Genomic DNA, 13,852 nt, shown 5'->3' on the forward strand with positions numbered 1-13,852 from the left:
GGCCGGCCAGTGCTGGCCGACCCCCTCCCCGGTGGTGTGCTCAGTAGCGGTAGTGCTCCGGCTTGAACGGGCCCGCCGGGGAGACGCCGAGGTACGCGGCCTGCTCCTTGGTCAGCTCGGTCAGCCGGGCGCCGAGCGCGTCCAGGTGCAGCCGGGCGACCTTCTCGTCCAGGTGCTTGGGGAGCACGTAGACGCCGGTCGGGTACTCGTCGGTCTTGGTGAACAGCTCGATCTGGGCGATCGTCTGGTTGGCGAACGAGTTCGACATCACGAAGCTCGGGTGCCCGGTGGCGTTGCCCAGGTTCAGCAGACGGCCCTCGGACAGCACGATGATGGCGTGGCCGTCGTCGAAGCGCCACACGTCGACCTGCGGCTTGATGTTCTCCCGGGTGACGTCCGAGCGCTTCATCAGGCCGGCCATGTCGATCTCGTTGTCGAAGTGGCCGATGTTGCCGACGATGGCCTGGTGCTTCATCCGGGCCATGTGCTCGTTGGTGATGACGTCGAAGCAGCCGGTCGCGGTGATGAAGATGTCGGCCTGCTCGACCACGTCCTCCAGGGTGGCGACCTGGTAGCCGTCCATCGCCGCCTGGAGCGCGCAGATCGGGTCGACCTCGGTCACCACGACCCGGGCGCCCTGGCCGCGCAGCGACTCGGCGCAGCCCTTGCCGACGTCGCCGTAGCCGAGCACGACGGCCATCTTGCCGCCGATCAGCACGTCGGTGGCCCGGTTGATGCCGTCGATCAGCGAGTGCCGGCAGCCGTACTTGTTGTCGAACTTGCTCTTGGTCACCGAGTCGTTGACGTTGATGGCCGGGAAGAGCAGGGTGCCGGCCCGGTGCATCTCGTAGAGCCGGTGCACGCCGGTGGTGGTCTCCTCGGTGACGCCCTTGATGCCGGCGGCGATCCGGGTCCAGCGCTGGCCGTCCTCGGCGAGGCTGCGGTGCAGCACCTGGAGGATGACCGCGTACTCCTCGGAGTCGGCGGACTCGACGGGCGGGACGACCCCGGCCTTCTCGAACTCGACGCCCTTGTGCACCAGCAGGGTGGCGTCACCGCCGTCGTCGAGGATCATGTTCGGACCCTGACCGTCCGGCCAGGCGAGCACCTGCTCGGTGCACCACCAGTACTCCTCCAGGCTCTCGCCCTTCCAGGCGTAGACCGGGACGCCGGACGGCGCGTCGGGGGTGCCCTCGGGGCCGACCACGATCGCCGCGGCGGCGTGGTCCTGGGTGGAGAAGATGTTGCAGGACGCCCAGCGGACCTGCGCGCCGAGGGCGACCAGCGTCTCGATCAGGACGGCGGTCTGGATGGTCATGTGCAGCGAACCGGTGATCCGGGCGCCGGCGAGCGGCTGGGCGTCGGCGAATTCGCGGCGGATCGCCATCAGGCCGGGCATCTCGTGCTCGGCGAGGCGGATCTCCTTGCGCCCGAACTCGGCGAGCGACAGATCCGCCACCTTGTAGTCGCCCTCGGCGAGGGTGCTCGGCCGGGCGTCGCGGGACGACGCCGGGAGGGTGCTGGTCATGAAGGCTCCTGTCGAACGATGGCTGCGCGACCCTCAACCTTACGCCCGCATCCCCCCGGCGCGCAGCCGGCCGTCTCGGAGCAGCGCACGGGGCGGTCGGCGCTGGACGGTCTCCCGCCCATCCGCCGGCCGCCCCGTGCATCCCCCCGGTTTGGTTCCCCCGCGCGGCGCCGGACCTTCGTCGCGACAACGCTGCGCACACATGAAGTTACACTGTGCAACAGTCTCGTCAAGCCAATTCCGGAAAGTCGGACTTGCCGCGTGTCGTCGGGCCGCCGCCACAGGTGGCGACGAACGCGACACCCGTACCGGCGACGACCAGGGTCCGCGCGCCGGCCGGACCCACGGCGGCCTGCCCCGGCCCGAGCGTCACCGCCCCGGTCCCGTCGTCCACCGCGACCTTGCCGTGGTGGCAGAGCACCACCCGGGGGCCGGGCAGCGGCAGCCGCACCTCCGGCCCGGCCGCGTCCACGGTCACCCGGTGCAGCGCGAAATCGTCCACCGGCACCGGCCAGCACACCACCCCGGGCGCCACCGGGCGGGCGACGATGACCGGATCGTCCAGCACCTCGAAGCGCAGCACCCGCACCAACTCGCCGACGTCCACGTGCTTGGGGGTCAGTCCGCCGCGCAGCACGTTGTCGCTCGCCGCCATGATCTCGACGCCGGTGCCGCACAGGTAGGCGTGCAGGTTGCCGGCCGGCATCCAGATCGCCTCCCCCGGCGTCAACCGCACGTGGTGCAGCAGCAACGCCACCAGCACCCCCGGATCGGCCGGATAGCGGGCGGCCAGCTCCCGGGCCAGCTCCGCGTCCGGCCCGGCCGCGTCCGCTCCGCGCACCGCGTCGACCAGTCCGGCGCGGTCCGCGTCCGGCCAGTTCAGCAGCGCCCGTACGGCCTCCCGCAGCCCCGCCGGCCCGGCCCGCAGCGCGGCCACCACCGGCGACAGCTCCGGCACCCCGAACCTGGCCAGCGCCGTCGCCGACACCTGCGGATCCCGGAACCCGCAGAGCGCGTCGAACGGCGTCAACGCGACCAGCAGCTCCGGCTTGTGGTACGGGTCGACGTAGTTGCACCGTCCCTCCGCCCGCCCCGGCCCTCCGCCCGCCCCGGCCCGGGCCTGCTCGGCGGCGTACCCGGCCCGGGCCTGCTCGGCGTCCGGGTGGGCCTGGAGGCTCAGCGGGGCGTCCGCGGCGAGCACCTTCACCAGGAACGGCAGCCGGGTTCCGAACCGGGCGACCTGCCGGTCGCCGAGCCAGTGACCAGGCTCGGCGACCAACAGGTCGGTCAGGCTCACCCGCTCGCCACCCCGGTCGACGGTGGCCGGGCTGTCCGGGTGCGCGCCCAGCCACAGCTCCGCCTCCGGGCCGGCGCTGGGCACCGGTCGTCCCTGCAACTCGGCGATCGCCGAACGGGATCCCCAGGCGTAGTCGCGGATCGACCCGTACAGCAGCTCCACGCTCAGCCTCCGGCCCGCCCGGCCACCTCACCCGACTCGCTCGGCGACGGTACGGCGGCGGCCGGCGCGGCGGCCGTCGGCGCGGCCGTGCCGGTGCCCGCCCGCTCGGCGGCCACGCTGTAGATGTCCGGCTCCAGGTAGATCACCCGGGCGATCGGCACCGCGGCCCGGATCCGCGCCTCGACGGTGTTGATCCCCCGGGCCAGCTCCTCGGCGCTCTCGCACGCCGGGACGCCGATCTTCGCGGCCACCATCAGCTCCTCCGGGCCGAGGTACAGCGTCTTCATGTGGATGATCCGCTCGACCTCCGGGCCACCGGTGATCGCCCGCTCGATGGTCGCCAGGTCACCCGGATCGGCGCCCTCGCCGAGCAGGAGACTCTTCGTCTCGATCGCCAGCACGATCGCGATGATCACCAGCAGTACGCCGATCATCGCGGTGCCGGCGGCGTCCCACATGCCGTTGCCGGTGATCAACGTCAGCCCCACGCCGAACAGCGCGAGCACCAGACCGACCAGCGCGCCGAAGTCCTCCAGCAGCACCACCGGCAGCTCCGGCGCCTTGGCCCGACGGATGAAGTTCACCCAGGACTGGCTGCCCCGGGTGTGGTTCGACTCCTTGATCGCGGTCCGGAAGGAGAAGCCCTCCATCACGATGGCGGCCAACAGCACCGCCACCGGCACCCACTGCCACGCGGTGATCGGGTGCGGGTCGGCCGCCTTGTGCCACGCTTCGTAGAGCGCGAAGAGGCCACCGAGGCTGAACAGCACGATCGACACGATGAACGCGTAGATGTAGCGCTCCCGGCCGTACCCGAAGGGGTGTTGCGGGGTGGCCGCCCGCTTGGCCCGCTTGCCGCCGAGCAGCAGCAGCGCCTGGTTGCCCGAGTCGGCCACCGAGTGGATCGACTCCGCCAGCATCGATGACGAACTGGTCAGCAGGAACGCGATGAACTTGGTGATCGCGATGCCGACGTTCGCCAGCAGGGCGGCGATGATCGCCTTGGTCCCGCCGTTCGCGCTCACGCCGTCGCCCCGATCCTGGGCATGACGGCAGCGTCCCTGCGTCCGTTCACTGGTTCGACAGCTCCTTCATCTCGGTGACGGCCGGAACGGCCATCGGATCCAGCCCATGGGCCAGGGCCAGGTAGATCGACGCGAAGTCGGGCACCGCGACCAGGGAGGCGAGCCGTTCCAACGCGGAACCGCCCTCGGCGGTGACCACGTCACAGCGCACCCCGCGCCGCTCGGCGAGGGTCTGCACCGCGTCGGCGCGGCGCTCCTCGACGGCGAGCGGCTCGTCGGTGTCGTCCTCGGCGTTGAGGCCACCGTCGCGCAGCAGCACCAGCCGCAGCCGGGTCGGGTCGGGCTCGACCTCGTCCGGGTCGGCGAAGATGTCCCGGGTCGACTCCACCAGGCCGCCGAAGACGCCGTCGAGCAGGCCGACCCGGCCCCGACCGGCCTCACCCAGCGCCCCGGTGACCACCGGATAGCGGGCGTTGGCCGACAGCGTGTCGCCGAACCGGCGGGCCGCCACGGTCGCCAGCGGGGAAGAACCCCAGACGATCGGGATCGACCCGGCCAGCCCGAGCGCCAGCGACTTCGCCGGGTTGACGAAGGACTCGGCGGTCGACCGGCACCGGTCGGCGTCGGCGTCCAGCCGGGCCGCCGTCTCCGCCAGATCCGCCTCGTTGACCTTCACCAGGCCGAGCGTACGGGCGGCGAGCAGCACCGGCACGGTGAGCGCCCAGAGACTGGCACGGGCCGGGGCGCGGCGGGGCACCGGGATGAACGGCGCGCGGGCCCGCTCGGCGACCGACTGCAACTGCGAGTCGGGTGCGCCGACCGCGACCAGCCGGGCCCCGCGGCGGTGCGCGGCCTCGGCGGCGCCCAACGCCTCCGGGCTACGGCCGGACGCGCTGACCGCGATCACCACGTCGGCCGCGCCGACCCAGCCCGGCACCCCGGCGCTGCGGTGCGGGATCACCGGCACCGGGCAGCGCGGCCCGGCGACCGTGGCCAGCACGTCCCCGGTACGCCCGGCGGTGCCGATGCCGGCGATGACGACCGCCCGGGGGCGACCCTCGTCCTCCAGCAGCGCCAGGTTGGCCTCGGCGGCCAACGCGGCGGACTCCCGCACCTGCGCCCCGGCCGAGGCGGTGAAGCGCAGCATGCCGCCCGGGTCGTGGGCGGCGACCGCGTCCGGGTCGTCCAGGATCGACTCGTCGGCCACCCGCCGGCCGCTGACGCCGGCCGTTCCGTCCATCACCGCTGCGCCTCCGGCCCGCCACGAGCCTCGTCCAGCAGCAGCACCGGAACGTCGTCGCGCACCTCGAAGGTGCGACCGCACTCGGTGCAGGTGAGGGTCTGGGCCTGAGCGTCGTAGTCCAGCGGTGCGTGGTGTGTGTCCGGGCAGGCGAGGATCTCGAGCAACTGCGGGTCCAGGGCCACGGCGCGGCTCCTTCCACGTGTGTGGTCTGTGCCGGTCGGGGGTGCCGACCGGCGGAGGGGATCTTATCGGCGAACCCGCTCCAGCACCTCGTCGCGCAGCGAGGCCATCCGCTCCTCGGTCGGCCCCTCCACGTTGAGCCGCAACAGCGGTTCGGTGTTGGACGCGCGCAGGTTGAACCAGGCACCGTCGGGGAAGCGCAGGGTGAGGCCGTCCAGCTCGTCCGCCTCCGCCTGCGGGTACGCGGCACGCACCTCGGCGACCCGGGCGGCCTGGTCGGTCACCGTGGAGTTGATCTCGCCGGAGGCGACGTACCGCTCGTAGACGCTGGCCAGCAGGGACAGCGGCTGGGACTGCTCGCCCAGCGCGGCCAGGGTGTGCATGGCGGCGAGCATGCCGGTGTCGGCGAACCAGAAGTCCCGGAAGTAGTAGTGCGCGGAGTGCTCACCACCGAAGATCGCGTTGGTCCGGGCCATCTCGGCCTTGATGAAGGAGTGGCCCACCCGGGCCACCACCGGTTCACCGCCGTGCTCCCGAATGATCTCCGGCACCGCCCGGGAGGTGATCAGATTGTGGATCACCGTGGAACCCGGGTGTTTAGCCAGCTCACGGGCGGCGACCAGGGCGGTGATCGCGGACGGGGAGACCGGCTCGCCCCGCTCGTCGATCACGAAACAGCGGTCGGCGTCACCGTCGAAGGCCAGACCGAGGTCCGCGGAGTGCGCCACCACCGCCCGCTGGAGGTCGACCAGGTTCTTCGGGTCGAGCGGGTTGGCCTCGTGGTTGGGGAAGGTGCCGTCCAGCTCGAAGTAGAGCGGGACGATCTCCAGCGGCAACGCCGGCAGCGCCGCGTCGCCGAGCACACTCGGCACCGTGTAGCCGCCCATCCCGTTGCCCGCGTCCACCACCACCTTGAGCGGGCGGATGGCCGACAGGTCGACCAGCTTGCGCAGATGGGCCGCGTAGTCGGGAAGCAGGTTGCGCCGGTCGACCGGGGCCGGCGGACCGGCCGACGGCCGGGCCGCGCCGTCCAGCAGCGCCTGGGCCCGGACCCGGATGTCGGCCAGCCCGCTGTCCTGGCCGATCGGGCGGGCCCCGGAGCGGCACATCTTGATGCCGTTGTACTGCGCCGGGTTGTGGCTGGCGGTGAACATCGCCCCGGGCAGGCCCAGCGCGCCCGAGGCGTAGTAGAGCATGTCGGTGGAGGCCAGCCCCAGCTCGATCACGGCCCGCCCCTCGGCCCGCACCCCGGCGGCGAAGGCGGCGGCCAGCCCCGGACCGGTGGCCCGCATGTCGTGCGCGATCAGCACGGCGTCGCCGGGTTCGCCGGACTCGTTGAGCACCTGGGTGAGGGCCGCCCCCAGCGCCTCGGCGGCCCGTTCGTCCCACTGGTCGGGCACCGTCCCACGGACGTCGTACGCCTTCACGATCTGGGACAGGTCAGACACCGGTTTCAGCTCCTCGACAGGGGTCGTCAACGACCCTGAGCGTATCGGAGCGGTGGCGTCCACCCCGTGCTAGCCGGGGAGCTGGGGCGCGATCGTTGTCGGGTCACCGCCGGTGGTGGGCGTCGGGTCGGGCCGCTCCGGGGCGGACCCCGGCCGCTCCGGGACCGGCACAGCCGCGGACGGTGGCCCCGGAACCGACGCAGCGGCCGCCGCTGGCACCGGGACCGACGCAGCGGCGGCCGGCGGAGCGGCCGCCGGCGGAGCGGCCGCCGGCGGAGCGGCCGCCGGCGGAGCGGCCGCCGGCGGGACGGAGACCGGGCGGTCCGGGGCCGGCGGGACGGACCCGGGGCCTTCCGGGGCGGCGGCGGGACGGGCACCGTACACCGCGCCGGCCGGGCGCTGGTGGGGCGTCACCGCCGGGTAGGTGCCGGGGGCACCGTACAGGCCGCCGGTACGGGTCGGCGCGGACGGCGGCGGCTGCCCGCCGTACACCTGACCAGCCGGCGAGGGGGGCGGCTGTCCCCCGTACACCTGACCGCCGGGCGACAGGGGCTGCTGTCCGCCGTACACCTGACCGGCCGGCGGCGGGGGCGGGACCGGCACCGCGCCCCCGGAGCGGTAGGTGGTCGGCACCGGGTTGCGCGGCTGCGGCACGGCCGGGAAGTCACCCGGGTCGGCGGCCCGGCCCGGGTCGGCACCGGCCCGGTCGGCGCGGGACCGGAAGATCAGTAGGGCGATGAGCCCGGCACCCAGGACCACCAGGGCGATACCGGCGAACATGATCATGGATCCTCCGGAGGTCTCTGCGGCGGCCCGGCCGGTGGACGGCGGGGCGGCGAGCACGGCCTGGGTGGCCCCCGGCTCCATCGTGGAGGCGGGGGTGGTCGCGACGGGGGTGGGCGTGGGCTTACTGGTCGGGGTCGAACTCGGGGTCGGGGTCGGGGTGCCGGCGGCCCGTCCGCCGACCCGGGACGTGTCGGCACCACGGCCGATCAGCCGGCCGGCTGCGGTCGTCACCTCACCGACCACGCCCAGCCGACCCGCCGGCGCTCCGGCGAGGAAAGCCACCCGGTAGCGGACGACGCTGCTCTTCCCCTTGCACAACGTCGGATCCGCCGACGGGGTACGGGAACCCCGCACCACGCCACCGCCGCCGGAAACCGGCACGGCGGACCAGCCCCCGCCGACGTTCACCTCTACCCGGACCTGTTCCGCGGTAATCCCGTCGAGGCTCAGCCCCAGCGCGGTGCGCAGCACCACACACCCGCCGGAACGCTTCCGCACCTCGATCGAGACGCCGCCCGGTGGGCCGCCGGCGGAGAAGCCGCCCGAAGCCCGCACCCGCACCCGGTCCGAGTCCGCGTACGCGGGAGGCGCACCGACCGCCACCAGGCCGCCGAGCAGCGCACCGACGGTCAGCAACCGCGCCGCCTGCCGACGCCCGGACATCGCCCACCTCACCCTCCCGCCCCGGCGGGGCCGCCGGTCAGGTTACTACCGGCCCAGCCGGACACCCGGCGACAGAGCACCCCGCATGTGGGCCGCGTTACCCGGTGCCGGCGGTGGCCGCGAGGGTGGCGCGACAGAGCCCGTCGGCGGTACGGGTGGTCTCCGGCAACCGGTAGCGCGGGGTCAGCGCGAGCACCCGGTCGACCGCGTTGTCCAGCCCCATCCGATGCCCGACACTGACGAACACCGGCCGCACCCCGTCCCGGGTACGCAGCACCCGACCCACCACCTCGCCGGCGTCCACCAGCGGCGCGCTGTCGCCCCGGCGCGGGCCGGGGCCGGTCCACGTGCCGACCAGCGGGGTCTTGCCCACCCCGATCGCCGGCAGCCCGGTCACCACGCCCAGGTGGCAGGCCAACCCGAACCGGCGCGGATGGGCCAGCCCGTGCCCGTCACAGATCAGCAGCTCGGGGCGGATGGTCAGCCGGTCCAGGGCGGCCAGCAACGCCGGCAGTTCCCGGAAGGCGAACAGCCCCGGCACGTACCCGAAGGCGGGCCGACCGACGCTGACCCCCCGGTCCACCACCTCCAGGGTCTCGGCGTCGAGCACGGTCACGGCCGCGGCCAGCCGGTCACCACCCTCGGCGTACGCCACGTCGAGGCCGGCCACCGTCGCGGGCCGGCATGGTCCCGGCCCGACCAGGTCCGCGCGCGACCGCAACCGGTCCTGTACGGCCATCGCCTCGGCGACCGTCAACGCCTGGTGCCCGCTGCCGTCGTACCACTCCCGCGGCCCGGCCGGCTCAGCCCGACCCACCGTCACGCCTGCCCTCCCCGTTCTCCTTGTCGACCTCCCCGTTCTCCTTGTCGACCTCCTTGTCGGCCCTCTTGTCGAAGGCGCCGAAGGCGATCGCGAAGGCGACACCGATGGAGATCCCGAACACCACGCCGACGGCGTCCTCGAACATGATCCACCCGATGACGATCCCGACGAGCAGGCCCGAGACCCAGGCGGTGGTACGACGTCTACCGGCAGCAGGGTCAGCCATGGCTTCACCCTATTTGAGCACCGCAAAGCGCCGGTTTCTCTAGCTGCTCCCGTCGGCGGCCACCCCAGCCGAAGGGCCGCACACCCCATCCACCACCCATCCTGATCGCCTCACCTACGGCGACCAGCTCACCACCGGACCAGGGAACTAGCCTGTCGCCGCCTGCTCGAAAATGCCTTCGATCGTCTCGTCGTCCGGAAGGGGCCGCCCGCCCGTCACCGAGGCCGCAGCCCGGTCGGCGGTAGCCCGGTCCACCTCTCGGTACCGTTCGAAATTTCGATGATCGTCAAGAAAACGGGTGACACGCTCAGGGTTGTACGCCCATGAGCGTCGACGGTGGTCCCACATCAAGGCGTGTCCCCGGGCCGGATCGGTCACGAACACGCCTACCGGCTGGGCGTTACGGGACAGAACGTAGTAGGTCAACACTCTGACGCTCCAATTGACGCTCCAGTTCGGGAGATACGGGGAAGTCCTGCGCCGTCAGCCCGAACCGCGCGGCGACACCAGCAAAGTCTCGTCCATCGGCCCGGAGGACCTCGATGTAGGACCACCAGACGCCCCTGTTGAGGTGTATCCACTTCGCAAAGCTGGCATCCTTCGCCGGAAAGGACTCGGCAAGACGTGTAGGCACCTCAGCCGGCATTCCATAGCAGCGGTTCATCGACAGCATCTCGAGGAATGCTTCGACACGTCGCACCGGGGACTGGGTCGTACGGCGCAGCACCTCGTACGCGTGATGCGTCTCCAACCACGCGGCTCGGGAAGACCGACTGTGCACCTGCAACTCGAAGAGCTGCCCTTCCGGGCAGCGGACGGTGCAGTTGAATCCGTAGAACCGGTTGCCGGCCCGCCAGAAGTTCTTACAGGAGCCCTCGTCAACCGTGAACCCCGCACTGTTCAACTCCGCCAGGATTCTGCGCACCGCCTCCTCGTACGACACTGCCGGCGATACGACGAAACAGAACCTCAGAACATCGTTGACCTCCACACTGAACTCCTCGACCGAGATGCCGACCGAGCTTGCCTCGTCGAGGAACTTGCGGGCCAGGGACAGCGGACTTTTCAGCCGGAACTCCTGGTCACGCAGCTCGACAGCGCCGCCCACTCCCAACGCGCCGCCCACCCGGGCGGCAAGCCGACCTAGGGTGTTTTCCACCTCGTCGGCTACCATCGCCGCCTGTTCACGGACCTTGTCAAGCTCCCCGCGCTCGTGAACGGATAGTTCGGCCATCACCTCCACCGGTTCGGCACCCGGATCGCTCGGCGGCACATCACCCTGCGCATCGGCCGGGTGGTCCGCCCCACCGGGTCCGTCGAGCAGGTGGAGGCGGTTGAGGTACGGGTCGCCGTATCCCTGCTCGTCGTCGGGTGCCGGCGGGTGGTCGGGCAGATCGGGGCGGACACTGAACCGGCCCCGCGCCAGCCCGCCCAACGGCATCGGCCGGGCGTCCGCACCGAGGATCAGCGCGTCGATGCCGACGACGTTGTCGGGGTGCCGCCGCCCGGCGTGGGCGTAGAGAGGGCGGTCGCGGACCGTTCCCGCCTGCGGGTCGAGGTACAGCACCGCACCGTTCTGGTTGAGCGCCACCCAGGCGTGCGAGCCGCCGTTCTCCCACTCGGTGATCAGGAAGGCGTAGCTGCCGTGCCCTCCCAGGACGAGCTGGTCACGCAGGTTGCGGTAGCCCCGCTCGACGGACTGGCGCAGCGCTGCCGGCCCCGGTGGGGCACCCTCGTCGACGGCGAAGAGCTTCTGGAACCGTCCGCCGGTGACCTCTTCGACCCGGCCGGGACCATCGACCTCACCATTGACCGGACGCCGGATGTCGCCCTGCAGGTAACCGTCGAAGGTACGGGGCGCGGCCACCCTCGGCCGACCGTGCACCCACGTCTCGAACAGGGACAGGGTGCAGTCCAGGCAGTTGATGCCCCGGGTCGGGTCGGCCTGCGGGCCGCCGTCGTTGGCCAGCGCGAACCACCCACCCTGCCGGGGGTCGGCGGTCCGCACGACGCTGCCGTCCGGCTGCCGGGGCAGCTGTCGTTCGAGGTCGGTCTGGTGCAGGGCGAGCGGTGGTCGCAACCCGCCGACCCGCCCGTACCTGCGGGAACGGTCGATGGGCGGCGGGCTGTCGTCGCCGGTCAAGGCCGACCGGTCGCCCGTCTCGACCCCACCGACCGCCAACTCGGCCACGTCGCCGTTGATACGGGAGAAGTCGGCCGGGTCCGCCACGAACACCGTGTCCGGAACTACCCGACCCGCAAGGATCGCTTCCGCGAGATCCCGGTGGCCGTTCGCGTCCCGCTGCGCCTGACGGGCTATTCCCTGGAACCAGTTGGCCAGCTCGATGCGATCGTCGCGCTGCAGACTTTCTGCCCGTCGAGCAGCACGCTGCGCCCTCGCTTCGTGCTCACGAGCGAGCTCTCTCCGGAAGCCAGCCTCGTCCCTTCGACGCCGGTCCTCGAACCAGTGTCGCTGCGCCTCGAAGTAGCCCTGATAACGGCGGCGGTCCAGCGCCTCCCGTTCGGCCGCCCACATGGCGGCGTACCACTGCGGCGTCCTCGGGCGGGGTGGCTCGTCGTCCGCCCGGGGCGTCGGGACGACCGGCTCGGTGGCAGGTGCGACCACCGGCCCGGGTGCCAGCGCCTCCAGCAGCGGGAAGCGTCGGGCACCCCGCCTCTCGCCGTCGCCGTCGATGCCCGGGTGCCCGGCTCCGGCAGCCGGCGGGAGGTGCGGCACCGAAGGCGTTGCGCTGCCGTGTGCCGGCGGACCCGCCGTCGGTGCTGGCCCCACCGGGACACCGGGTGGTGACCCGAACGAAACTCCGGCGACGGGACCGGCCGAGGTCACGCGTCCCGACGACGAATCCCCGGTGGGTGACGAGGCGGTTCCCGCCGGTGACCCGCCCGCTGTCGTCGTGCTGGCGGCCGTGTTGACCTGCGCGGCGTCGACACCGGGCGACGCGACCAGCGCCGACGTCACCGTCTCGGTGGATCGGCCCGCCGTCACCGGGGACGTCGCCGAGTCTGTCGTGACCGACGACAGCGTAGGACTGGACGACATCGATGCGGCCGCGACCGACACCGGAACTGCGGCGGTCGGATGGTCCTTGGCCGGATGGTCGGCGGCCGGATGGTCGGCGGTCGGATAGTCGGCGGTCGGATGGTCCGTGGCCGCCGGGCGTGAGGCCGCAGGCGCCTCCGACGTCACCTCTGCCGGTCCCCCGACGAGAGGACCGTGGCCGGTCGGCGCCTGTGGAGGGGGAGACGACGCTTCGACAGCGGTGCCGGGGCCGTCGCCGGTCACCAGGGCCGGATCGACCCGCACCGCCGGCGTCGGTGCGGCGGCACCGGCGGACGCCTGCACCGGAGCATCAGCGGACGGGGTTGCCCGGTCACCGCCGACCGGCGGTGACAGACCGGGAAAGGCCGTGGGCACCGGGGCCGCGTCGGCCAACGCATGCAGCCGACCGTCGAGCCGGGCGTGCAGCGCGGCGTCCGCCTGGCCGGTCGCCGAACCCGCGGCCCCGGAGACGGCAGCCCGGCTCGCCTCCTCCAGCGACAACACACCCTGGCCGGTGGCCAGCCCCGCCGCACCCTCCGCGAGCACCTCACCGGTCATCTCGCGGCCGAAGTGCTCACCGACCCGGGCGCCCCGGCCGGTGGCGTGCCGCCCCAGGCCGGCCAGGGGTGCGACCGCGCCACCGGCCAACCCGCCGAGCGCCGACGCACCGAGATCGGCCAGGTCGAGGCCGTGCCGGCGACCGGTGGAGTTCTGGTACGCCTGCGTCGCCAGGCTGACGCCGGCCTCCTCCCCCGCCTCGTACAGACCCCCCTGGACCGCCCGCTTGCCCAGCCCGCGCATCCCGCCCCTGGCCACTTCCTTGGCGGCCCGCTCGCCCGCTTCCCTGAGGCCCTGCCGGAGCGCCTTCTTGGCCAGTTGCGCCGTCAACCGGCGGAAGATCTGCTGGATCACCAGCCGGCTGGCGGTAACCGCCGCGCCGGCCGCCGGTGAGGCGACCCCGGCGGTGAGCGCGGCGGCGACGGCGAGCGCGAGCAGCTCCACGACCAGGAGGCCGAGTTCGATCCACACCTCGAGCTTGGCGGCCTCGATGTCGCAGCCGCACTCCTCGACCAGGCGGCCCAGGTCAGTGCTGACCGTGAGCAGCACCGACAGCGGGGCCTCGTCGCCGTCGGCCAGCCGTCGCCAGGCCGCCTCGAAGGCGTCCGGGACCGCCCCCGCCCCGCCGTATCCGTTGCGGATCTCGGTGGCGGCGGCGACCGCGTCGGCACGTGGGCCGGTCAGGGCACCCGCCACGGCGTACCACTGGTCGGCGAGGTCCCAGACGGCGCGTTCGTTCCCCTCCGGCCACTCCACGCCGACCACCCAGTCGAGCGCCTCGTAGACCCAGCCCGGCAGGTCCCAGGGGCTGAAGTCGAGGGGGTGCGGGATCGGGCTCGGCAGCACGGTCAC

11 protein-coding genes are annotated in these 13,852 nt (G+C 72.8%); all 11 read right to left on the reverse strand.

What is annotated here, in order from left to right:
• Positions 1–40: 40 nt before the first annotated feature.
• The 11 genes from ahcY to GA0070623_RS13345 all read right to left on the reverse strand — a co-directional run bounded on the left by ahcY (position 41) and on the right by GA0070623_RS13345 (position 13,852).
• Positions 41–1,528, reverse strand: coding sequence for an adenosylhomocysteinase (gene ahcY / locus GA0070623_RS13300; RefSeq protein ID WP_067306231.1), 1,488 nt, complete (start codon positions 1,526–1,528; stop codon positions 41–43).
• Between the two features lie 229 nt (positions 1,529–1,757).
• Positions 1,758–2,987, reverse strand: coding sequence for a mannose-6-phosphate isomerase, class I (gene manA / locus GA0070623_RS13305; protein ID WP_067306234.1), 1,230 nt, complete (start codon positions 2,985–2,987; stop codon positions 1,758–1,760).
• Between the two features lie 2 nt (positions 2,988–2,989).
• On the reverse strand, positions 2,990–4,012 hold the full coding sequence (locus GA0070623_RS13310) for a cation diffusion facilitator family transporter (protein ID WP_067306237.1): 1,023 nt from the start codon (positions 4,010–4,012) through the stop codon (positions 2,990–2,992).
• Positions 4,013–4,058: 46 nt separating this feature from the next.
• Positions 4,059–5,255: an SIS domain-containing protein gene (locus GA0070623_RS13315; protein ID WP_089004035.1), complete on the reverse strand. Its 1,197-nt coding sequence runs from the start codon at positions 5,253–5,255 to the stop codon at positions 4,059–4,061.
• The gene (locus GA0070623_RS13320) at positions 5,252–5,437 is read right to left on the reverse strand and encodes a Trm112 family protein (protein ID WP_067306242.1); all 186 of its coding nucleotides are present in this window, start codon (positions 5,435–5,437) and stop codon (positions 5,252–5,254) included. The genes GA0070623_RS13315 and GA0070623_RS13320 overlap by 4 nt, the downstream gene beginning before the upstream one ends.
• Positions 5,438–5,500: 63 nt before the next feature.
• A complete protein-coding gene (locus GA0070623_RS13325) occupies positions 5,501–6,883 on the reverse strand; it encodes a phosphomannomutase/phosphoglucomutase (RefSeq protein WP_067306245.1) in 1,383 nt (460 codons plus the stop codon).
• A 69-nt stretch (positions 6,884–6,952) separates the two neighbouring features.
• Entirely contained in the window at positions 6,953–8,332 is a 1,380-nt protein-coding gene (locus GA0070623_RS13330) for a hypothetical protein (RefSeq protein WP_197700069.1), read from the reverse strand.
• 97 nt (positions 8,333–8,429) lie between these two features.
• Positions 8,430–9,071 (reverse strand): endonuclease V, encoded by a 642-nt coding sequence (locus GA0070623_RS13335; protein ID WP_067314206.1) that lies wholly within the window; start codon positions 9,069–9,071, stop codon positions 8,430–8,432.
• A gap of 64 nt (positions 9,072–9,135) precedes the next feature.
• Positions 9,136–9,381 carry a hypothetical protein gene (locus GA0070623_RS13340; RefSeq protein WP_067314202.1) on the reverse strand — a complete coding sequence of 82 codons (246 nt, stop codon included), beginning with the start codon at positions 9,379–9,381 and terminating at the stop codon, positions 9,136–9,138.
• A gap of 147 nt (positions 9,382–9,528) precedes the next feature.
• Positions 9,529–9,807: a hypothetical protein gene (locus GA0070623_RS29955; RefSeq protein ID WP_157517643.1), complete on the reverse strand. Its 279-nt coding sequence runs from the start codon at positions 9,805–9,807 to the stop codon at positions 9,529–9,531.
• Complete coding sequence (locus GA0070623_RS13345; protein ID WP_084261568.1) at positions 9,782–13,852, reverse strand: toxin glutamine deamidase domain-containing protein; 4,071 nt, start codon at positions 13,850–13,852, stop codon at positions 9,782–9,784. The genes GA0070623_RS29955 and GA0070623_RS13345 overlap by 26 nt, the downstream gene beginning before the upstream one ends.

Origin of the sequence: Micromonospora rifamycinica, assembly GCF_900090265.1 — a bacterium.
GTDB lineage: Bacteria > Actinomycetota > Actinomycetes > Mycobacteriales > Micromonosporaceae > Micromonospora > Micromonospora rifamycinica.